The organism is Enterovibrio sp. FF113 (assembly GCF_041439165.1).
Classification (GTDB): Bacteria; Pseudomonadota; Gammaproteobacteria; order Enterobacterales; family Vibrionaceae; genus Enterovibrio; species Enterovibrio norvegicus_A.
In genome coordinates this window covers 1-20768 of sequence record NZ_JBGONO010000013.1, presented here as the reverse complement: position 1 = coordinate 20768, position 20768 = coordinate 1, and the positions used below count along the sequence as shown (strand labels likewise).

Here is a 20768-nt window from a genome sequence, read left to right as displayed (position 1 = left end):
AGATACGATGAACAAGCCCAGAAATCCTATGAACACTGCAGAGGCTGGATTGAGAACGGCTGATCACACAGTTGAAGTCGGGACATACACCCCAAGAAAACCAAAACCTCACAACCATCACTACTTTGCATTATCTAGCGCACAGACGTCGCGTAAACATCCAGCATTAACGATTGGTCGATATGCCTCTCATCTCACTCAACCATTAACCATTAACCATTAACCATTAACCATCATCAAACTAAAAAACAAAGCCCACACCTCTCTCACTCAATGTCGTTGAAGCACCCTACTCACCATGTGCCTCATTTTTACTTTATTTTGTGAACCAAAGTGGCGCTAACCCGCGGCTGTCTAATAGTTAGTACAGATTTCATCCCCATCCTTGCTTCTAATTGATGCAGTGGCAAACAACAATTATCAGCCACTTTTTCAGGATCAACGTCCGCGTCGGTTGCAAAAACGCATTCAAAACCACGCGGAAAACATTACTTGGAGAAAGGTATGAACATCAACGATCAAGATCTATCTGAGCCAAATTCACTCTCACTGACGCCCAAAGAGCAGCAGAACGGCGTCATTAACGCGGCCTCAACAACCCGTGCTGCTTCAGACATTATTGGCACCAATGGAAACGACACCCTTCATGGCGATGAAAACGATAACCGTATCTATGGGCTAGATTACAACGACACACTCTATGGCCATGGTGGCGATGACGAGCTTCATGGTGGTTCGCGCTCTGATACGCTGTACGGTGGTGATGGTAACGACAAACTCTACGGCATGACCGATACCGCCCCTACTGGCCCTTACTATGGATTTAATCGTCTCTATGGCGAGAGCGGAAACGATGAGCTCTATGGCAGTTTAGGAATTGATCATCTCTACGGTGGCCTGCACAACGATGTGCTTTACGGCGACCAAGGCAATGACAGTTTGTATGGTGAACAAGGCCACGATACCTTGCATGGCGGAGACGGTGCAGATCGCTTATATGGCGACGGAGGCAATGACACGCTCCATGGTGAAGATGGCATTGACAAGCTTTATGGTGGCGCTGGCGACGATTTTCTTTCCGGCGGTGAAGGCAACGATGAGATCTCTGGCGATGCTGGAGACGACCAGCTTGAGGGGGATTCAGGTGATGACGAGCTCACTGGCGGCGCTGGCAATGACATCCTAAATGGCGGTGATGGCGATGATACCCTCCTTGCCAATGTAGGAAATGATACCCTATATGGTGGCGAAGGTAACGATAAGCTTTATGGTAACGAAGGCGACGACACGCTCAATGGTCAAAACGGTAATGACACGCTCTTCGGCGACCAAGGCGATGACACACTCTTCGGTGGGAATGGCAATAATTCGCTAGATGGTGGCTCTGGCTATGATCGCGCTTATGGCGCTTCCGGTGACGATACGATCATTGACAGCGAACTGGCCATCGGTGCCGGTGGCAAGGATATTATTTTCGCCAATGCACACACTGCCGATGTTGCCATTGGCGGCGCAGGCAATGATTGGGTTGAAGGCTTTGGCGGTGACCTGGTTAGTGGCGGAAGCGGTAATGATGTGCTGGTGAGCTTTGGTAAAAACGACACGTTGCAAGGTGGCACAGGCGATGACGTTTTACTTATCGAAGGCTCGACTGCAGACAGCACACGTCTTTTCGGCGGCGCGGGTGACGATTACTTGTCAGGAAATGGCAAAGACCAGCTTCTGATTGGCGGAAGCGGCGCAGATATATTTCATTTTGGGCATTCGATTTTACGCAGCGAAGATGTCATCCCTAATGAGACCCCTTCCATTGGTCATGACCGCATTGTTGATTTTGAAATAGGTGTCGATACCATCAGCATCGACACAAGCCTCGCCAACAGCATTGACGATCTGATCATCGAGCAGCATGGCATCACAACACGTATAACCCTGTCAGATGGCTCGACCATTATTCTAAACAAGGTCCAAGCGACCGATCTCAGTACTTCAGATTTTGCTTTTACGAGCGCAAACACCTACTCAGACAGACTGGGTGATTGGCAGAGTTATGCCGATAGCTACTGGCGCTTTTCTACTGCTTCGAACAACGACACCATCAACATAAAGAAAATCGGTAACAATACGAATAACGCTGAATACTTCGATGGCGGTGCGGGTGATGACACCCTAACGTCCAGGGGCGGTAACGATATATTGGCGGGTGGAGATGGTAATGACACTTTCGAACTACGACAAGAAATCCGTTTTTCTAGCACCGATACCTCTACTGATATTCAAACTGTGCAGATTGAAGATTTCACCGTTGGCACAGACACATTGACCATCTCCTTTAACTCTTACAATCTAAGCGGCTTTGATTTATCGATGATTACCGCGAAGCAAGTAGGCTCCGCAGCTGTATTAGAACTTAATGAATATTTCCAGGTTGTCCTGAAAAATTTCGACGCTACCTCGTTTGAAAGCGAGCAAGTTTCCTATGTCATTCGTGGCAACAATGGAAACGAAACGTTACTTGGCGATGATGCAAATAACACAATTTCAGGAGAAAAAGGCAACGACATCATCGAAGGTGACGGCGGTGACGACACACTCGATGGCGGCGCAGGCAACGACGCAGTTTCTGGTGGCAACGGTAACGATCAACTCTGGGGAGGAGGAGGTAGTGACACGCTATTCGGTAACGAGGGTAACGATAAACTCTATGCCGAGGGCGGCAACGACCAACTAGACGGCGGCGCGGGTGATGATCTGCTCGTTGCAGACATTGGCAACAATATACTCACGGGTGGTTCAGGTGAAGATACGTTTAAAGCCGGAGACTATGAAAAAAATGGCAGTCAAAATAGCCAATATCACAATACAGTGACTGACTTTGAAATAGATAAAGACAGTGTGGAAATCACTCATGCGCTAGATAGTTTGAGTCTTCATCACCTCGATGATGATGGGATCTATAGCGTGACCGACTTCTTTTCACAAGTCGGCAGTGACGTGCTGATAGAAGGTTCTCGCCAAGCGTCATTCACGCTAGAAAACATCAATCTCGCCGATCTCAATGGTGGCCAATTTCACTTCACGTTGATTGGTCGTAACAGCGCCGATCACATTGTGGGGGGCGATGGCAATGACACCCTTATTGGCCGAAAAGGCAATGACACACTAGAAGGTGGAGCTGGAAACGACTGGCTTGAAGGTGGCGTTGGCTTCGACACGCTGACAGGCGGTCAAGGCGCGGACACCTTTGTTGTTGATGATGATCAGGTTGATTTCAGCATCGTAGAAACGGATACGATTTCCGATTTCGAAGTTGGCATCGATAAAGTACTTTTCTCTCATTACAATGCCGATAAAATTGATTTTGATGATTTCATCGTCACACAGCAAGGCAGCGACACCCTAGTAGAACTGATCCGTCCGTACTCGGTTGGCGGGAGAGAATACGTTGATGACTACGTGCATGTCTTGTTTAAAAACACCAATGTGTCTGATATCACTGCGGATGACTTTGTCTTTGTGTAAAGCGGGTCTTTAATTCACTCGGCGACTTAACGAAGCCCTCCGGCCATGTTGACTGCTGACGCTGCACATTAGCTTATCAATTCAACCTCCCTGCTTAAGGGAGGTTGAACTGCTTCCCAATAATGTGTGATTTCATTGTATGATGACAAAAGGTTTCCTTTTCTTTCGTTATGGATGCGCTCATGGGAGACGCTCTACACCAATTGCAATTCTCGGTATCTATCACCGGCCCTATCTGCTTAATGCTGATACTCGGGGTGATATTCAAACGTATCGGCCTTATTAACGACAACTTCATCGAAGTCGGTTCAAAGCTCGTTTTTCAAGTGACCCTTCCGACCATGCTGTTTTTAAGTATTGTCGTCTCTGAGCACGATTTCTCTGCCGCAAGTGGGTTTGTAAACTACGGCATTATCGCCAGCATCCTGTTTTTTATCTTTGCCTATCTCTCGGTCAAATTGATCTTCAAAGACTCACCCCACCAAGGCGTGATTATTCAAGGTAGTTACCGTGCCAACACCGGTATCATCGGCATCGCTTTTGTAGCGAACGCGTATGGTTCGCAAGGCGTCGCATTGGCAGCCTTGTATGTGGCGGTCACGACATTTATCTATAACGTACAAGCGGTTATCTGCCTTTCACCCAAAGGGGCAGCATCTGGGGCACAAACCGCGAAATTGATGTTTCGCACCCTGACCAAAAACCCGCTTATCATCTCGATTCTTTCTGGCATGGCATTTTACATGCTTTCCATACCCGTGCCCGACGTGGTGGTTGATGCAGGAAACTACTTGGCGAAAATGACGCTTCCTTTGGCACTGTTATGTACGGGTGCCTCGCTTAATTTTAGCTTGATGAAAAAAGAGAAAGGACCTTCGTGGTTTGCCAGTAGCTACAAACTCATTGTTGCGCCGATCCTCATCACTTTGGGGGCCTATTTGGTTGGCTTCAGGGGGATAGAGTTGGGCATTTTATTCTTCATGAATGCCTCTCCCGTCGCGGCAGCCAGCTATGTCATGGTGCGCTCAATGGGTGGAAATGCCGTACTGGCAGCTAACATGATTGCATTTACCACGGTGCTTTCTGCTGTCACATGTACAGTGGGTATTATCGTTCTCAAGGCGTATGGATTGATATAGCGAGACGATAGTCACTACTTTTTCCACAAAGTGCGTTGGCGCTAAAAAATCACATCGCCTCTGAACGCTTACTCTAGCATCGCATTCATTTTGCAAGAGGGCTTCGAGCCTAAGCAGAAAAGTTACATTACGTCGCATTTCCACATTCACGAAAGAGAACCCCAAGCTTAGAGGTGTTAAAAAATAGACACTTATGTTTTTGGATATTTTGGAGAGAAAATGGATGTTGGTGTTTCGATACTTGCTTTAGTTGGCGCAGCTGCCTTCTATTACTTTGTACTTTACTCTAAGCCGCAAGATGAAGATTGGCAAAAACTGCCAACACTTTCAGAGTACTTGTCAAAACATCCGGAGTGCAAAGCGGATGACCCAGAAAATGCCAAATGTTACAGTTGTAGTTCTGATAAAGTTATTTTTCAGCCGTTAACGGTACATGAAGACACTCGCTACAAGCATATTTGCCTTTCGTGCAAAAAAACGCTTTTTAGAAGCAAAGCGATCATGTCGTAGCTGTTTTAGCTTAGATAGGTTGCATGGCAAAGGACGCGGTGGTCATATGCTTCTCATCACACTCAATCGTTAATCCTCATCTACTCAAGTGTGCCTATCAAGTCAGTGGCTATTCAGTCTGATAATCTAAAATTACTTTTATTTATAACGCTGTATGTCCTTACTGTATGGATAGGCTTAACTGTAGACAACAGGCTATTTCATGGGTTTGAGGTTGTATTGACGACATTTGGTACAGGGCTTTTCGTTGGCTTTTTTTTGTATCGACGAAAAGACCCATTAAAGATATATACAAAATTTGATGATGACAGGCACTTTATTAGAAGACAACGACCGCACTTGTACGCATGCCTATCCCTTATTTTCGTAGGAACTCTTTCTTTCTACACGCCAACAAGTGAACCATTTGAAGTTATTGTACCCGTAGTTGAAAAGCGTACGAGCGTATTCAGCAGAGGACAAACGCACGTTTTATACTTGGAACATGAATCGTTTGGCACTCTCAGAATGGTGGTACCAAAACGAATTTGGACAGCACATTATCAAGGCGATTTGATGCTGTTAGAAGTTCAAGAAAATGCGTTAGGCCTGCATATTGTTAACCGCTACGAGCCTTTGAGTGGCTAGCAAGAACTGAGATATAAAATATAATAAAATCAATATATTATGATCATTATTATGCATTTTCTGACTCAAAGACGTCGCCTAAACATCCGGCATTAACGGTTGGTCGATATTTTTTTCGTAGCACTCAACCGTAAACCATCATCAAACGCAATGACAAAGCCCGCATCTCTGTTTTCTGTATCGATGCAACGCCCAACCACAACACCACAAAAGCCCACATAAAAGACATGCCATTTTAGTGCATGGCATATCCTTAAATAGCCATTTCCTTTATAGGCGATTTGGGTGCCAATTTTTGCTCAAAAAACACAATCAGAACCGCACAGCGATCATGGATCGCCACAAAGGAGCCTAATGCTCCCTCAGTCTTCGCGCGCTGTTTCTTCTCAATCTATACATTCTCGCGCTATCAAAACGACGCAGCGGCCAATCACCCAACACAGGGCGATGCCTTCGGTCTCCCCTTCCACTCCCGAAACATCAAACATGTTCAGCGGTCGTCAATCGACATCAGACTATGAAAAAGAGGCTGACCACATTGCCGAGAACACGATGCGCATGTCACCGTCATTCAGCATGCCCCGCGATGAAGCGCCCGATCCGTCTCGGCAAAACGGTCATCTGTCGTCGTTCACATCAGGAGGCGTTGCCATACCCAACACGACAAGGGGTTTCTTTGAATCTCGTATGGGACGAGATTTGAGCAAAGTGAGAATTCATCAAAACAGCACCGCTGATTTGGCGACGCGCGCGCTAGGCGCAAAAGCCTTTGCCATTGAAGATCATGTTTGGTTGAGTTCAAAAGTAGAAACTCAACCCAACATGACGCTCGCGCATGAACTGGCTCATGTTCTCCAATGGCAATCAGGCGCGCCATCGACCATTCGTGCAGACATTTTCGACAAGTCCTTAACGCAGCAACTTTTGATGTCAGATTTTGAAGGTCTGGATGTGGAGACCGTCGAAAGGTTGCTTGAAGCCATGCTCGTTTATATCGAAAACTTTCCAGAGGGATCGATTGATCGCCAAGCATTGCAAGAAAACCTCGACATGGCATCACAAGCGCTGGCAAGAATGACAACGTCAGAACCTGAGCCTGAACCGACACCCGCAGAACGTCGAGCACGAAGACGACGCTTGGAAACACCAGATCCAGATACGATGCGTCGTGATATTCAACGCATCATGAATTTGGTTCAAGAAACACACGTTAGCGACGGAGAAGAAGCGCAAATTCTCGTGATTATTGAACGCTACACCTCGTCACAATATCGCTTTGAGTTGTTCTTACGCGCTTTAGATAATCGCCATTACTATGCGGGCGCATTTGGTGGATACAAATTCCGCAGTGGTGTTACCGCTGTTTCTCGTGAGCTGGAAGGACCGAGATGGCGTCGCTTTCGCCAACTACTTCGTACTCACAGCCGCAGTTATCGAGATTTTGAGCCTCCGGAGGAGCTCACATTCGGACAAAGCTTTTGGACGGATTTGTCCGAAGGCCAGATTAGAGACCAAATTTTCGCGTATTTTCATGGCATGGGACAAGCTGGCGTCGCCATGGCAACATCATTTATCGATATGGTAAGAGACCCCGTCGGCTTTATTCGCAGTATTGGGGAGCTACCCCAAACCATTTCTACCTTCTGGCGAAATAGACGCCAAATTCTGAACACCTTTATGTCCGCGTCACCGGAAGAGCAAGCACGCTACATTGGGCGGCTATTTGGCGAAGCTGAGATCTTTTTAGCGACAATGGGCTCGGGAGCGACCACTGCCCCCGCTCGCGCAACGAGAGTGTTAGCACCTATTCCCGCTGAAGCGGTGGTTGCGTCAGGCCGAGGGGCTGCAGCGATGAGTGGCGGTGGTGGCATGGCATTAGATCTTGGTCGACTAGGGCCATTTGCTCAACAAGGCATGCAGATGACGGCCCATTCTGCCCAGCTTGGAAGCGGTACACGTGGTGCGAGAGAAGTGGCTGAAGAAGCAGGATCGTCATCCAGATCTTCTGGCTCAGGGTCTACTCGCACGAGACGCAGCGCTGAACCCGACGCTCCCCAAAATTTAACCCCTGATGAAGCGAGGCGTCTTGAGATTTTGGAAGAATTTGCCGATGCGCAATCGACTCATCGCAGACCAGATGTTGCCCCTGAAGGCACGCGAGCAACAGGCACAACCACACGCCCTAGAACCCGATCTCTTTCTGATGCCGACGTGCTTGCAGCGAACCTTGAACGAACAGTGGCGACAAGGCCGCCGGGTCATCACGCGCATCACATGATCCCCAAAGGCATGCGAGAAGCAGGACCAGCAAGAGAGATTCTTGAACGGTTCAATATCGGTATTAACTCAGAAAGAAACGGCGTATGGCTAGCTTCCGAGTACGGCGTTCCCAACGTCAGCACAGGCCAAATCCACTCTACGATCCACACAAGACGATATGTTCGGTGGCTCAATGAGCAACTCATCCAAGCCTCTCATGGCGGACGAGCGGGTGTGCTAGACGCTCTCGCAAGCATAAGAAGCCAAATTCTTAATGGAAGCGTGCCTTTATAATCTGTGGTGACCAAAGACCACGATTGGCCCTCCCCTAACCTAACGCATTGATGATCATGGTTTCATATTTTGCTCACCAAACCGACATTGCAAGCAAGAAATGAACCAAAGCTAGCTAGGCAACTAATTCGCAGTAAACCATTCACACAGCGCATTCAGCGTTAATTGCACGGCTGGGTGCTTGGCGTCTGATTTTCGGGTTAAGACATGCCAAGTTAACGGCAACCCGTTTTCCGTTAACGGCACCGCAACAACCAGTTCCTGCTTCAAAGATCGAGTAATGGCCCATTTGGAAAGAATGCTGATCCCAAGGTCAACCGCGATCATTTCAACAATGGCATCCGTCATTTCGACAGACTGAATATGACGTAAACGAATACCGGACGGTTTGATAAACCGTTCGTACTCAAACCCCGGCAACGCATCAAGGCTGTAGGTGAGGTAATCCACGTCTGACAGGTCTTGTGCTATCACCCAAGGCTTATCAGCGAAAGGATGTTGAGGATGGGTAACGAGGACGAGTTCATCTTGAATCAATGGGACGGATGAAAACGCCGAGTTGTCGATATTCACTGGGGAAATCAGCAAATCGGTTGCGCCAGTGAGCAATGTGTTTTCTGCTTCGCGTGTTGCTGCTGCAACAAAGTCGACTTGTAGCTTCTCGCGTTTCACGGGGAGAGACGCTAAAAAACCGGGAACCCAATGGTAAGCGCTGTATGCCGCAATACCTATTTTCACGAGGTGATTGGCGTTTTGCGCTGTCAGCTCAAAATCTTTTTCCGCACGCGCCAATTCAGGTAGCAGCACTTGCGCTGCTTGTATTAATGCATGCCCTGCTGGTGTGGGTCGTAATCTGCGTCCATCTCGTTCAAAGATGGGGTTACCTAAACGTCGCTCTGCCTCAGCAAGACGGTGACTGAGGGCGGATTGCGTAACACCAATGACCTCTGCTGCGCGCCCTAAGTTTCCATGTTTCCCGACGGCTTCCAATAGCTTCCAGTGCTTAATGTCCAATCGCATAGATGAGAGTTCTTCATGTATAACGCGTGATTTTCATTAATTATATGACGGAAGTATCGCTATGATCCATTGAGTCTTGGTGAATAAACGTTCACCGCTAAGGGAATAATGGGAATGATGACATGGGAACAGTGATGATGATTGGCGCGGCAATCGGGTTTGGATTAAATCCGTTGCTGTCCCAGCTATTGTTTCAACAAGGGTTTTCACCTGAAGTGGTTGCATTGTTTCGGTTTGGTATTCCCATGTTATTCGTTTTGCCCTATTTGGGGGCGATGAAACACAATCGGTCCGAATATCTAAGAAGTATGGCGGTGGGGGCATGTTCGGGAGTAGGAATGCTGGCGTTTCTTGAAAGCTTGCATTGGGTATCTCCCACCTCTGTCATTATGATTTACTACACGTACCCCTTATTCGCGATGTTGCTCGGCTGGCTATGTTTCGGCCAAGCCATTACCCGAAATCGCATGATTGCTGCGGGGATCATTGGTCTCGCGGTGTCATTGATGCAGGGTTCTTTTGGAGCATCGAATGCCTCTGTGGGGCAGGTCTTACTTTGCTTCGTCGCGCCCGCGTCTTATGCCTTGGTGATTAACTATTTCTCTCGTCCAGTGCGTCCACTGAAGGTGGGTGAACGAATGAGTGCTGCGATGGCTGGGCATATGATTGTGATTGTGCCGCTGGTAGGGATGATACAACCGACGATCGTTCTGCCAGTAAACGCGGAACAAAGCTGGCTTATGCTAGGGTTAGGCGTGTTTTCTGCCGCCATTCCTCAATACCTGTTTGTCAGAGGAAGCCTTCTTATCGGAGGAGAAAAAGCAACAATGATTAGCACATTTGAAATCGTGTTTGCATTACTTTTCAGTGTGATGCTTCTTGGTCAATCTATTAGCTACTTAGAGCTTGTGGCGTGTTCTCTGATCGTGATTGCAGGCTTGATACGATTCGAGCCAGAGCCGTTAACGGAAAATATCAACCTCTCACTTTCGACAGAGAACCTGCGTCATGGAAACTGATCGGTTCTTATGAAGATCACGATAAAAAATGCACTAAACCGCCATTAACGTAGATCACTCCAGGAGGGCTGTCCTAACCATGGCTAGTCCCAACCATGGCTAGTCCCAACCATGGCTATTGAACATTCTCTGAGTCGGTGCTTATATGACCACTTTGTTTGACGGCCATTTTTTGGTAGGCAAATGTATAAGTGCGACTAGATAAGGACATCAGACGTGAAAAAATACCTTTTAATACTCTTCTTCCCATTATTTGCATGTGCTGAACCTACGCCTCAGACCACTGATTCAACTCAATATTTCTCAGAACTTAACAAGCAACTACGCATAGCAGAACTTGCAATGTTACATTTAACAGAAGATAAAGATTACCCATGGGACGAGCATCATCGGCCTTATGAAACCTACGACGACGCCAACAATCCTGAGTTGTCTGATGAACAGTATGCTGAAATTGACCGCTTTGATTATGCCAAGAGTGTTTTATTAACATCTGTAACCGCGGTATATTCCATCGCCATCGCCGACAACCCAAACGAACAGATTGAATACATGAAGGTCATATTTTCTGATCCGGAAGATGAGGCTGAGCGGGTTGCCATCGATTTTTCTTATCACAACTGGAAATTGTATAAAGACAGCCCAGAACAGTATTTAAGAGCCCTTTGGTCAAAAGCCATTGCAACCGACCTCAATCAGTTTATTTACTGAGATATCACCGTTGAATATGTGAGTGTCAAACAAGATAGTGACTAAAGGACTTTGCATGGTTTCACGGACCAAACACCCTCAGCTTACAAGGCACTTTAATCAGCTCTGTCGTTGATTCTGTTTTACCTACCAGGTTAAACACATTGGCGAGCATGGTTTCGACATCTTGTTCTACCATGCCTACGTTGCCAGGAAGAAATGAACCGAACGGGTCCCAGTCAAAACAGCCGTAGCGAATCATTGCGCCACCGTCCGGCAAGCCACTTTGCCAACTGACCACACCTTCAAGAGAAATGGTTGAATTGACGAACAAGCCCGTCGCGCCTGTGGGTTGAAAGTTTGCCAACAGCTGTTCTGCTTTCTTGGCGGAATAGCCCTCTGCCATCACGTAGTCGTCTGGCACAGCAATACCGCGTTCGCGCTGCGCGGCGAGAAAACCTTGAAGACGCGCTGCCGTGTTGTGATCGGTAAGTCGCCCACCAACAAAACGCAGTGGGCCAACCCAACCAAGTTCTCGCTCACAGCGATCCAAAATCAACTGCGTCAGCTCAAACGCCCCCGCATAGTTATCTGAAATCACGGACGCTGTTTTGCTACCGGGCAAATCCATATTGATGGATTGAACGCCTGCCGCATGACAAAAATCGGAGATACGGTCTGGGTCAGTCGCGCCCGTTGAAATCAGGCATTCAGCTTGATAGGAAACCAGTTCGCGCGCAGCATCAAACTCTAGGTCAGGGCTTCGTTGGGTACAGGTAACAACAGGAATAAGCCCACGCAAACGCGCCATGGATTCAAATTTTTCGGCAATGTCACCGAAATAGCGATTGTCGTATTTCGGAACAATCATACCCACAATGTTTGATCGCTCACGCCGCAGCAAGCTGGCTTGAGCGTTCACCGCATAGCCTTCTTCTTTTGCTAACTGCAACACACGTTCGGCGAGCTTTGCACTGATCCGTCTCTTCTTCCACGTCCCATTCAACACTGAGCTTACCGAACTTGGTGAAGCGCCTATGCGGGTCGCTAAATCATAGATGGTTGTTCGTTTCGTCTCTTTTTTCATTCTGTTCTTATTCGCCACAGTAAGGTGAGAAAACGGCTCAACTCTGAGAAAAACAAACCATGATGGTTAAATTTCACACTGAGTTGTTAACAAGATGTTGACGCAGTTTAAACGATGGTGCAAAGATGCACAATCGATTGAGCAGCTTATCAATGTCCGTTGAGATGCCGTTCAATATCGACAGTGCAGAAGGTTTTGTACTTCGAAAACATCTTCTTTCTCGTTTAGTTGAGCGCTTAGTTAAGGAATCGCTGGGCTAATTAATCGAATAGGAAGTTCAGAGTAGTCGGTGATTGTTTGTGCAATCATCCTCAAAAAGCTCCTGCGCATACTCAGCATTACGGAGGATAAAATGACCAAGTTAACTAAGATAGCCGCACTTTCTAGTGTCGCAGCAACCCTGTTTGCTTCTGCTGCCATCGCTCAAACTGTGGCTTTCCTAATGCCAGACCAAGCATCCACCCGGTATGAAGAACACGATTGGCCGGGCTTTAAAACTGCGATGAACGCACTTTGTCCCGACTGCAAACTCATTTATCAAAACGGCAACGCCGATGTGGCGCTGCAACAACAACAGTTCAACTCAGTGATTGCGCAAGGTGCTGAAGTGATCGTGCTCGATCCTGTCGATTCTTCTGCTGCTGCGGCGTTAGTGCAAATCGCCAAATCTCAGGGCGTCAAAGTTATCGCATACGACCGCCCTATCCCCGATTACCCGGCTGATTTCTACGTGTCATTTGACAACGAAGGCATCGGTTATGCTATTGCACAATCTTTGGTTGAGCAACTTAAGCAATCCGGCGTTCCTGAAGGTGCTGGTGTTTTACAAATCAACGGTTCACCAACTGATGCTGCTGCGGGTTTAATCCGTGATGGCATCGACCGTGCGCTAGACGCATCGCCATACGTTACCCTGTCAGAATTTGATACGCCAGATTGGGCACCACCAAAAGCGCAAGAATGGACTGCGGGTCAAATCACGCGATTTGGTGACAAAATCACGGGTATTGTCGCGGCTAACGACGGCACAGGGGGTGGCGCGATTGCCGCACTGAAAGCCGCAGGTGTGAACCCCCTTCCTCCTGTAACGGGTAACGATGCCACCATCGCAGCACTTCAATTGATTATCGCGGGTGACCAATACAACACCATTTCAAAACCCTCTGAAATTGTTGCCGCCGCTGCTGCTGAAGTCGCCGTTACCTTGTTGAATGGCGACACGCCAAAGGCTGAAATGTCGCTTTACAACACACCATCTCAATTGTTTGTCCCTGCTGTTGTGACACAAGCGAACATCAAACAAGAGATCTTTGATGCGGGCATTCAATCGCCAAGTGCCGTCTGCACAGCAGAATATGCAACCGCATGCGCGAAGCTTGGCATCACGCCATAGCGTTTATCACACCATCGTTTTCATCATCACACATGCCGCCGCCAGAACGTTGGCGGCGCGCTCTCATTACTTAGGTGGAGAAGAGCATGGAGCAGTCACATTCAATCGCGAGTCGCGGAGAGTTAATCCTTAACCTTAGTGGCGTATGCAAGCAATTTGGCGCGGTTACTGCGCTGGAAAACATCGACCTTGATGTCCATGCTGGCGAAGTCGTCGCCTTGGTTGGCGATAATGGCGCGGGCAAATCTACACTGGTGAAAGTCTTGGCGGGCGTACACCAGCCCACTTCAGGCACCATCAAATATCTGGGTAAAGAAGTGTCATTAGACACCCCTGGTGAAGCCTTGGAGCTTGGCATTGCCACGGTTTTTCAGGACTTGGCGCTGTGTGAAAACCTCGATGTGGTTTCCAACCTTTTTCTCGGGCACGAAGTGTCTCCGTGGTGCATGGACGAAGTGCAAATGGAAGTGCGTGCATGGACGCTGTTGCAAGAGTTAGCGGCGCGTATTCCATCTGTTCGCGAACCTGTCGCCTCGTTGTCTGGCGGCCAACGACAAACCGTCGCCATTGCCCGTTCATTGTTGCTAGACCCTCAGATCATCATGTTGGATGAACCTACCGCCGCATTGGGCGTTGCACAAACGGCAGAAGTGCTGAACTTGATAGAACGTGTTCGCGAGCGTGGACACGGCGTTATCTTGATTTCCCATAACATGGATGATGTTCGCGCCGTCGCCGATCGCATCGTCGTGTTAAGGCTTGGTCAGAACAATGGGGTTTTCACCGCAGAAACATCTCATCAAGAACTTGTGGCGGCAATCACAGGGGCAAGTGAAAACTCTGTCTCCCGTCGTGAGGCCAAAATAGCCGCTGCTGGGGAGGACATCTCATGAGTAACAATGAACAGTCCAATGCACCGCTACCCAAGTTTGACCGTGCAGATTCTCGTGTCCGCTATGACAGTGGCATCGCGGGTGCGTTTCGCGGGTTTATCGATCGTGTACGCTCTGGTGACTTAGGCATGCTGCCTGTTGTTATCGGCCTTGTGTTGATTTCGGCTGTGTTCACCTCGCTGAATCCGGTCTTTATTGCCCCGAACAACTTGGTCAATTTGCTGTTTGATGCCGCCGCAGTGGGATTGATTTCGTTGGGTGTTGTCTGTGTGCTCTTGCTGGGCGAAATCGACCTCTCGATTGGTTCGATGAGCGGATTATCCTCAGCGCTCATTGGCGTACTATGGGTAAACGCGGGTTTTGCGTTGCCGATTGCCATCTTCGCCTCGCTGTTAACGGGCGCAGCCGTTGGCGCAATCTATAGTTTTCTGCGAAATCGTTTCGATATGCCGAGCTTTGTTGCCACTTTGTCAGGCCTGCTCGCGCTGCTCGGTTTCCAGCTTTATATTCTTGGGCCAACAGGCTCGATCAACCTGCCCTTCACCTCTGCATTGGTGCGTTTTGGTCAAATCATGATCATGCCGGGTTGGTTTTCCTATTTGGTCGCATTAACACCGGGTGTGGTGATCATTGTTAGCGCGCTGCGCAACAACAAAAGCCGCGTCGCCGCCAATCTGTCATCGGCGGGTATGAGTGTTCCGCTGCTCAAAGCGGCAGTGCTGACGGTATGCTTGGTCTTTGCCGTGTTTTACCTCGAACTTGGCCGAGGCGTGCCATGGATGTTTGGTGTGTTCGTGTTGTTTGTGGTGATCCTCGATTACGCGCTCACACGCACCAAGTGGGGACGCTCTATGTTTGCGGTGGGCGGAAACGCAGAGGCGGCAAGGCGCTCAGGCATCAAGGTGCAACAAATTCGCATGTCGGCGTTTATCGTCTGCTCAACCTTTGCGGCACTGGGTGGCGTGTTCGCGGCTTCTCGCTTGGCATCTGCCAGCCAACAAGCCGGCACTGGCGATGTCAACCTGAATGCCATTGCGGCGGCGGTCATCGGCGGTACATCGTTGTTTGGTGGTCGTGGTTCTGCATGGTCAGCCTTGCTGGGCGTGCTTGTCATCATGGCGATTTCAAACGGGTTAACCCTGCTCAATCTGAGTTCATCCCTACGTTACATGATCACAGGTGCGGTACTCGCCATTGCAGTTATCGTCGACTCACTCGCCCGTAAATCCCGTGCGAGCCACGGTCGCGCTTAAACGCCGAAACAGAGTCAGAAAAGGATTGAAAATGAATAATCTTTTAGTAAAAAAAACCGCTGCTATTACTGGCGCAGCCTCCGGAATTGGTCTGGCTTGCGCAACAATTTTAATTGAGCAAGGCGCGCGCGTTGTTCTGATTGATCGCGCAGAAGACAGGCTCAACGCCCTTTGTGAAGAGTTGGGCGAGAACGCAATACCGCTTGTGGTGGATTTATTTGATAACGCCCAAGTCTCTGCACTGGGCGATAGCATTCACGCACTGGTTGGCGATCTCGATATTTTCCATGCTAACGCCGGCGCTTATGTCGGCGGTGCTGCTGCCGAAGGCGACCCAGATGAATGGGATCGCGTGCTTAACCTCAATATCAATGCGGCATTTCGCAGCGTTCGTGCTGTTTTGCCTGCGATGATAGCGCGTAGATCTGGTGACATACTTTTCACCAGTTCTGTGGCTGGCGTTGTACCTGTTGTGTGGGAACCGATTTACACCGCCTCGAAATTTGCGGTTCAGGCGTTCGTGCATTCCACGCGCCGTCAGGTGTCTGAACACGGCATTCGCATGGGCGCGGTGCTGCCAGGGCCAGTGGTCACCGCATTACTGGATGATTGGCCGAAAGAGAAGATGGAAGAAGCCTTAGCCAATGGCTCACTCATGCAACCACGAGAAGTCGCAGAGGCGGTTTTATTCATGTTGACGCGACCACCCGGCGTGGTGGTTCGAGACATGGTCATCTTGCCTAACAGCGTTGATTTGTAGCGCGAGCGGAGGCTAACACCATGACCGAATCAACTCATACTCCGCAATACGTTTTAGGTATTGATGTGGGCACAGGCAGCGCACGTGCTGGCATTTTTTCTACCGATGGCGACTTGATCGGCACAGATAAGTGCGATATTCAGATTTTCAAAGATGAAGGCAACATCGTCGAGCAATCCAGCAACGACATTTGGCAAGCCGTTGTCACCGCCGTGCGCGGCGCAATATCTACCTCGGGCATTGCTGCTGAACACCTTGTCGGCATTGGCTTTGACGCGACGTGTTCGTTAGTGGTGCTCGGCAAAGGCGGTGAACCTTTGCCTGTTGGCGACCCTTCCCTGCCTGAACGCAATATCATGGTGTGGATGGATCACCGCGCCCTGGAACAAGCAGATCGCATCAATGGCATTGGTCATCGCGTGCTTGATTATGTCGGCGGTCGAATTTCACCGGAAATGGAAACCCCTAAGCTGCTTTGGCTGAAAGAACATCGCCCTGACGTGTTTGAAAAAGCATGGCAATTTATGGATTTAACCGATTTCTTAACGTGGCGTGCAACGGGCGATTTGGCACGCTCCGTCTGCACGTTAACTTGCAAATGGACTTACATGGCTCATGAGGATTCATGGGACAAAAGCTATTTCGACGCCATCGGGCTTAGTGCCTTATCTGATGAGGGGTTTACACGTATTGGCACTCAGGTGGTGTCAGCAGGAACGCCTTTAGGAAACGGACTCAGCAAAGAAGCGGCTCAAGCGCTTGGGTTGTGTGAAGGAACCCCCGTCGCTGCGGGTTTGATCGACGCTCATGCAGGCGGTATCGGCTCGATTGGCGTTGAAAATGGCGGCGGCGCGACCGCAAACCTCGCTTATGTGTTTGGCACATCATCTTGCACCATGACCTCGACACAACAACCTGTATTTGTTCCGGGCGTTTGGGGCCCCTACTATTCCGCCATGGTGCCTCAGCTTTGGCTCAACGAGGGCGGTCAATCTGCCGCAGGCGCCGCCATAGAGGCATTGTTGGCGTTCCACCCGTACAGAACCACGGCAGAGATACACGCCGCGCAATCTGGGCTATCTCTTGTCGAATGGCTCATTGAACAAGCCGAGCTGCGATTAGGTGGTGAATCAAATTCAGGCGCACTCGCAAAGGGGCTACATGTCGTTCCTGAATTTCTCGGCAATCGCGCGCCCCATGCCGACCCGCACACGCGCGCAGTGATCTCTGGCTTAGGGTTAGAAAATGGACTGAATAGCTTGATTGCACTTTATGTCGCCGGTCTTTGTGGCATTGGTTATGGACTTCGCCAAATCATCGAAGCACAAGATCAAGCAGGTGCGAAGATTGAACGTATTGTGATAAGCGGAGGAGCAGGAAGAAGCGATTTTGTGCGTCAACTGTTAGCCGATACCACAGGCCGTGAAGTGACCGCGCCAGCGACGGAAGAACCTGTTTTGCTCGGTTCTGCCATTCTAGGAAGCGTCGCCGCTGGCATTCACGCTGATATACATGCTGCCATGGCAAACATGTCGAACTTCACCGCGCACTTCACCCCTCAAAAAGGTGCGACCCAAACACTTCATTACCAACGTTTTGAGACGTTTAATGCGCTTCAAGAAATAGCGCGTAAATCAGTGAGTTGTTGATGTCACACTTATTACTAAGAAAATACATTCACGCATTCATCTTTCACTAAATAACGCCAATCGGCAGTTAGGATATTTATAAATATTCAATAAGTATCCTATCCTTGTATTCAATACTCTATTCTCACTTTAAAAACCCAAAGGTCTTGATTGAATTAAGCATCATTGAGAATGCAATATTTGAAATTAATACGAGAAAATTCTTATTTTAAAACAATACATTGAGAATTAAATGTCATTTTACCTTTAATTAATTGAAATAAAAACCAAGCACCATGGGTCTTTTTTCAGGAACTCGAAATAGCCTTAATCATTCTATTTATAGAGATTCAACATACGGTAAAACATAGGTGGCAGTACTCCTATTTAATTCATTTAAAACACACTATTGCCTACCGATCCATACAAATATATTGGAGAAATATACATGGATAAGATTGAAAAAAGCGCCACTTTTGCTTCTGTAGCTTTGGCACTAGCAATGAGCACCAGCGCAGCATTTGCCGCGGAAGCACCAGTGGGTAGCATGGGCGCTGCAATTGGCGCGGGCGACAAAGTTCACTGCTATGGCATTCATTCTTGCAAAGGTAACTCTGATTGTAAGACGGCAGAGCACGCGTGTAAGGGACAAAACCAGTGTGGTGGACACGGCTTCAAAGGCATGAAAGCAAAAGAATGCCTAGATGCTGGCGGCACAATCTCTGATATTAAGTAATCGGTTGGAGAAGTGATATGACATCAAGCTTCGGTCTGGGACTGCGCACTCAGCATTACAACGATTTTCTGACTGCGCCTCAACCGGTCGATTGGCTTGAAGTCATTTCTGACAACTACATGGTCAACGGTGGTAAGCCGTTGGCCATGCTCGACCGCATTCGTGCCAATTACCCCATGGTCATGCACGGCGTGTCCATGTCCATTGGTTCAGTGAATGGTCTGGATAAAGAATACCTCAACAAACTTAAAACCCTTGAACAACGCATTGAACCTATGTGGGTGTCTGATCACCTATGCTGGAGTGGCGTTCATGGTCGAAAGCTGCATGATTTGATGCCACTGCCCTTCACGCAAGAAGCATTAGATGTCGTCGTTCGTAACATTCATCAAGCTCAGGACGTTTTGCAACGCCCGCTCGTTTTGGAAAATGTGTCCAGCTACGTCGAATTTACCGCGTCTGAAATGACAGAATGGGAATTCCTTTCAGCGATAAGCCAAACCACCGGCTGCAAACTGTTACTCGACATTAATAATATCTATGTCAGTGCGTTCAATCACGGCTTCTCTTCAACTGATTTCCTTAATGGCATTCCTGTAGGCAGTGTTCAGCAGTTCCATTTGGCGGGTCATCTGGATAATGGCGATCACTTAATTGATACCCACGACCACCCTGTTTGTCATGGCGTATGGGCACTTTACGAACAAGCCCTAAAACGCTTTGGTGATACGCCAACCATGGTCGAACGTGATGATAATATTCCGCCGCTGGCAGAGTTGCTTGAAGAGTTAGATACCGCCCGTTCCATTGCCAACAACGTACTGAATGAAAAAGGTGTGGCATGAGTCTGTTAACCATTCAAAACAGTTTTCAGCGCATCGTATTGGATGATGACTGCGCAGATGCAAGCTGGGTAAACCAAGCGGCACAGCGTTTACCCTCTAAAGAACGCTTGGCGATTTATCACAATGCCTACCGCGTAAGGCTGATCGACGTACTGAGAGACACCTTCGGGCATACCGTCACTTATCTGGGTGATGATTGGTTTAATCAATTCGCTGCCAGTTATGTGCAAAGCCATACCTCTGTCTACAACAACATTGGATTGTACGGCGAAGAGTTTCCGCAATATTTGGCAGAGCAACTCGCTGCTGATTTGGAGGTAGCAGAGCTCGCCAACTTAGATTGGACATTACGTCGCGCCTTTGATGGCACAGACAGTGCAATAATGACATTGGAACACTTGCAGCATATTGCCAGTGACAATCCTGAAAATGGCAGTCTTCGCGCGGTGCCGACGCTCAGCATCATTACACTCCACTTCAATACGCTCGATATCTGGCATGCCATCGATCAAGACGGGACACCGCCGACGGTTGAACCGTTGCAACAGTCTGTTGATGTTTTGATTTGGCGAAAAGGCCATTCACCGCACTTTAGAAGCCTCTCACCCATCGAGTCTGAGGCCATTGGTTATGTGCGCGCTGGTGAGACGTTAAATGACATTGGTGCGAAATTGATGGAGAACTTCCCAGATGAGGATATCTCAACGCAGTTTGGACACATGCTTCTTCGCTGGATCAACGATGAAATACTGGCGATTCCTTCTTTCCTCGAGCCAACAACTGACTAAATCAATAAGCAGAGCACTCCAAACAAAAAAGCCACCCGAGTGGCTCGGATGGCTTTGTTTTTCTCAGGTCGCTACTTGTCGCTTACCTGGCTTTATTCGACTATTTTCTCAACCAAACATCTTCTGGAATAAACGATTGTTTTTTGCGTTTCTTCTTGCCTGTACCTTCAGGCTTAGCCATCGGTTTTTCCACCGCCGCTAACGCTTCAATCGCAGCTTCATCGACTTCAAAGCCTTCCACTTGTTCTCGATCTAAGCGAATGTTGTTCTTCTTCTCGATGATATTGAAATGGTGATAATCGTCA

The 20768-nt window shown here is 48.5% G+C and carries 17 protein-coding genes and 1 pseudogene; 15 read left to right on the top strand and 3 right to left on the bottom strand.

Annotated elements, in window-relative coordinates:
* Positions 1 to 504 precede the first annotated feature (504 nt).
* From ACED36_RS11935 to ACED36_RS11920, 4 genes are all read left to right on the top strand, one after another.
* Positions 505 to 3522: a hypothetical protein gene (locus ACED36_RS11935; RefSeq protein ID WP_371733307.1), complete on the top strand. Its 3018-nt coding sequence runs from the start codon at positions 505 to 507 to the stop codon at positions 3520 to 3522.
* 182 nt (positions 3523 to 3704) lie between these two features.
* Positions 3705 to 4661: an AEC family transporter gene (locus ACED36_RS11930; RefSeq protein WP_017004027.1), complete on the top strand. Its 957-nt coding sequence runs from the start codon at positions 3705 to 3707 to the stop codon at positions 4659 to 4661.
* A 219-nt stretch (positions 4662 to 4880) separates the two neighbouring features.
* Complete coding sequence (locus tag ACED36_RS11925; RefSeq protein WP_017004028.1) at positions 4881 to 5171, top strand: hypothetical protein; 291 nt, start codon at positions 4881 to 4883, stop codon at positions 5169 to 5171.
* Positions 5172 to 6152: 981 nt separating this feature from the next.
* Positions 6153 to 8351, top strand: coding sequence for a DUF4157 domain-containing protein (locus ACED36_RS11920; protein ID WP_371733306.1), 2199 nt, complete (start codon positions 6153 to 6155; stop codon positions 8349 to 8351).
* Between the two features lie 123 nt (positions 8352 to 8474).
* Here ACED36_RS11920 and ACED36_RS11915 read toward each other — a convergent pair whose 3' ends face one another.
* Entirely contained in the window at positions 8475 to 9371 is an 897-nt protein-coding gene (locus tag ACED36_RS11915; RefSeq protein ID WP_016959571.1) for a LysR family transcriptional regulator, read from the bottom strand.
* A gap of 122 nt (positions 9372 to 9493) precedes the next feature.
* Here ACED36_RS11915 and ACED36_RS11910 point away from each other — a divergent pair, with 122 nt between their 5' ends.
* Positions 9494 to 10390 (top strand): DMT family transporter, encoded by an 897-nt coding sequence (locus tag ACED36_RS11910; protein ID WP_371733305.1) that lies wholly within the window; start codon positions 9494 to 9496, stop codon positions 10388 to 10390.
* Between the two features lie 216 nt (positions 10391 to 10606).
* The gene (locus ACED36_RS11905; RefSeq protein ID WP_371733304.1) at positions 10607 to 11101 is read left to right on the top strand and encodes a hypothetical protein; all 495 of its coding nucleotides are present in this window, start codon (positions 10607 to 10609) and stop codon (positions 11099 to 11101) included.
* A gap of 61 nt (positions 11102 to 11162) precedes the next feature.
* On the opposite strand, the gene ACED36_RS11900 is transcribed toward ACED36_RS11905, so the two are convergent.
* Positions 11163 to 12167, bottom strand: coding sequence for a LacI family DNA-binding transcriptional regulator (locus ACED36_RS11900; RefSeq protein ID WP_016959574.1), 1005 nt, complete (start codon positions 12165 to 12167; stop codon positions 11163 to 11165).
* 125 nt (positions 12168 to 12292) lie between these two features.
* Between ACED36_RS11900 and ACED36_RS11895 the strand changes: the two genes are divergently transcribed.
* The 9 genes from ACED36_RS11895 to ACED36_RS11855 all read left to right on the top strand — a co-directional run bounded on the left by ACED36_RS11895 (position 12293) and on the right by ACED36_RS11855 (position 20463).
* Positions 12293 to 12427, top strand: a complete 135-nt coding sequence (locus ACED36_RS11895) for a hypothetical protein (RefSeq protein WP_371733303.1) — start codon at positions 12293 to 12295, stop codon at positions 12425 to 12427.
* 92 nt (positions 12428 to 12519) lie between these two features.
* A complete protein-coding gene (locus tag ACED36_RS11890; protein ID WP_371733302.1) occupies positions 12520 to 13560 on the top strand; it encodes a sugar ABC transporter substrate-binding protein in 1041 nt (346 codons plus the stop codon).
* Positions 13561 to 13646: 86 nt separating this feature from the next.
* Entirely contained in the window at positions 13647 to 14453 is an 807-nt protein-coding gene (locus ACED36_RS11885) for an ATP-binding cassette domain-containing protein (RefSeq protein WP_016959576.1), read from the top strand.
* Positions 14450 to 15706, top strand: coding sequence for a sugar ABC transporter permease (locus ACED36_RS11880; RefSeq protein ID WP_371733301.1), 1257 nt, complete (start codon positions 14450 to 14452; stop codon positions 15704 to 15706). Before ACED36_RS11885 ends, ACED36_RS11880 begins: the two co-directional genes overlap by 4 nt.
* Positions 15707 to 15737: 31 nt before the next feature.
* A complete protein-coding gene (locus ACED36_RS11875; protein WP_371733300.1) occupies positions 15738 to 16466 on the top strand; it encodes an SDR family oxidoreductase in 729 nt (242 codons plus the stop codon).
* Between the two features lie 20 nt (positions 16467 to 16486).
* Positions 16487 to 18115, top strand: coding sequence for an FGGY-family carbohydrate kinase (locus ACED36_RS11870; protein WP_371733299.1), 1629 nt, complete (start codon positions 16487 to 16489; stop codon positions 18113 to 18115).
* A 427-nt stretch (positions 18116 to 18542) separates the two neighbouring features.
* Positions 18543 to 18830 (top strand): hypothetical protein, encoded by a 288-nt coding sequence (locus ACED36_RS11865; RefSeq protein WP_016959580.1) that lies wholly within the window; start codon positions 18543 to 18545, stop codon positions 18828 to 18830.
* Between the two features lie 17 nt (positions 18831 to 18847).
* Positions 18848 to 19675, top strand: a complete 828-nt coding sequence (locus tag ACED36_RS11860) for a DUF692 domain-containing protein (protein ID WP_371733298.1) — start codon at positions 18848 to 18850, stop codon at positions 19673 to 19675.
* Positions 19672 to 20463, top strand: a complete 792-nt coding sequence (locus ACED36_RS11855; protein ID WP_371733297.1) for a putative DNA-binding domain-containing protein — start codon at positions 19672 to 19674, stop codon at positions 20461 to 20463. Before ACED36_RS11860 ends, ACED36_RS11855 begins: the two co-directional genes overlap by 4 nt.
* A gap of 100 nt (positions 20464 to 20563) precedes the next feature.
* Here ACED36_RS11855 and ACED36_RS11850 read toward each other — a convergent pair.
* Positions 20564 to 20768 (bottom strand): annotated as a pseudogene (locus ACED36_RS11850) (ATP-dependent helicase); the annotation flags it as partial.

Coding starts and splice junctions, on each gene's coding strand:
- ACED36_RS11935 (WP_371733307.1), top strand. CDS start 505: ATGAACATCAACGATCAAGATCTATCTGAGCCAAATTCACTCTCACTG.
- ACED36_RS11930 (WP_017004027.1), top strand. CDS start 3,705: ATGGGAGACGCTCTACACCAATTGCAATTCTCGGTATCTATCACCGGC.
- ACED36_RS11925 (WP_017004028.1), top strand. CDS start 4,881: ATGGATGTTGGTGTTTCGATACTTGCTTTAGTTGGCGCAGCTGCCTTC.
- ACED36_RS11920 (WP_371733306.1), top strand. CDS start 6,153: ATGCTCCCTCAGTCTTCGCGCGCTGTTTCTTCTCAATCTATACATTCT.
- ACED36_RS11915 (WP_016959571.1), bottom strand. CDS start 9,371: ATGCGATTGGACATTAAGCACTGGAAGCTATTGGAAGCCGTCGGGAAA.
- ACED36_RS11910 (WP_371733305.1), top strand. CDS start 9,494: ATGGGAACAGTGATGATGATTGGCGCGGCAATCGGGTTTGGATTAAAT.
- ACED36_RS11900 (WP_016959574.1), bottom strand. CDS start 12,167: ATGAAAAAAGAGACGAAACGAACAACCATCTATGATTTAGCGACCCGC.
- ACED36_RS11895 (WP_371733303.1), top strand. CDS start 12,293: ATGCACAATCGATTGAGCAGCTTATCAATGTCCGTTGAGATGCCGTTC.
- ACED36_RS11890 (WP_371733302.1), top strand. CDS start 12,520: ATGACCAAGTTAACTAAGATAGCCGCACTTTCTAGTGTCGCAGCAACC.
- ACED36_RS11885 (WP_016959576.1), top strand. CDS start 13,647: ATGGAGCAGTCACATTCAATCGCGAGTCGCGGAGAGTTAATCCTTAAC.
- ACED36_RS11880 (WP_371733301.1), top strand. CDS start 14,450: ATGAGTAACAATGAACAGTCCAATGCACCGCTACCCAAGTTTGACCGT.
- ACED36_RS11875 (WP_371733300.1), top strand. CDS start 15,738: ATGAATAATCTTTTAGTAAAAAAAACCGCTGCTATTACTGGCGCAGCC.
- ACED36_RS11870 (WP_371733299.1), top strand. CDS start 16,487: ATGACCGAATCAACTCATACTCCGCAATACGTTTTAGGTATTGATGTG.
- ACED36_RS11865 (WP_016959580.1), top strand. CDS start 18,543: ATGGATAAGATTGAAAAAAGCGCCACTTTTGCTTCTGTAGCTTTGGCA.
- ACED36_RS11860 (WP_371733298.1), top strand. CDS start 18,848: ATGACATCAAGCTTCGGTCTGGGACTGCGCACTCAGCATTACAACGAT.
- ACED36_RS11855 (WP_371733297.1), top strand. CDS start 19,672: ATGAGTCTGTTAACCATTCAAAACAGTTTTCAGCGCATCGTATTGGAT.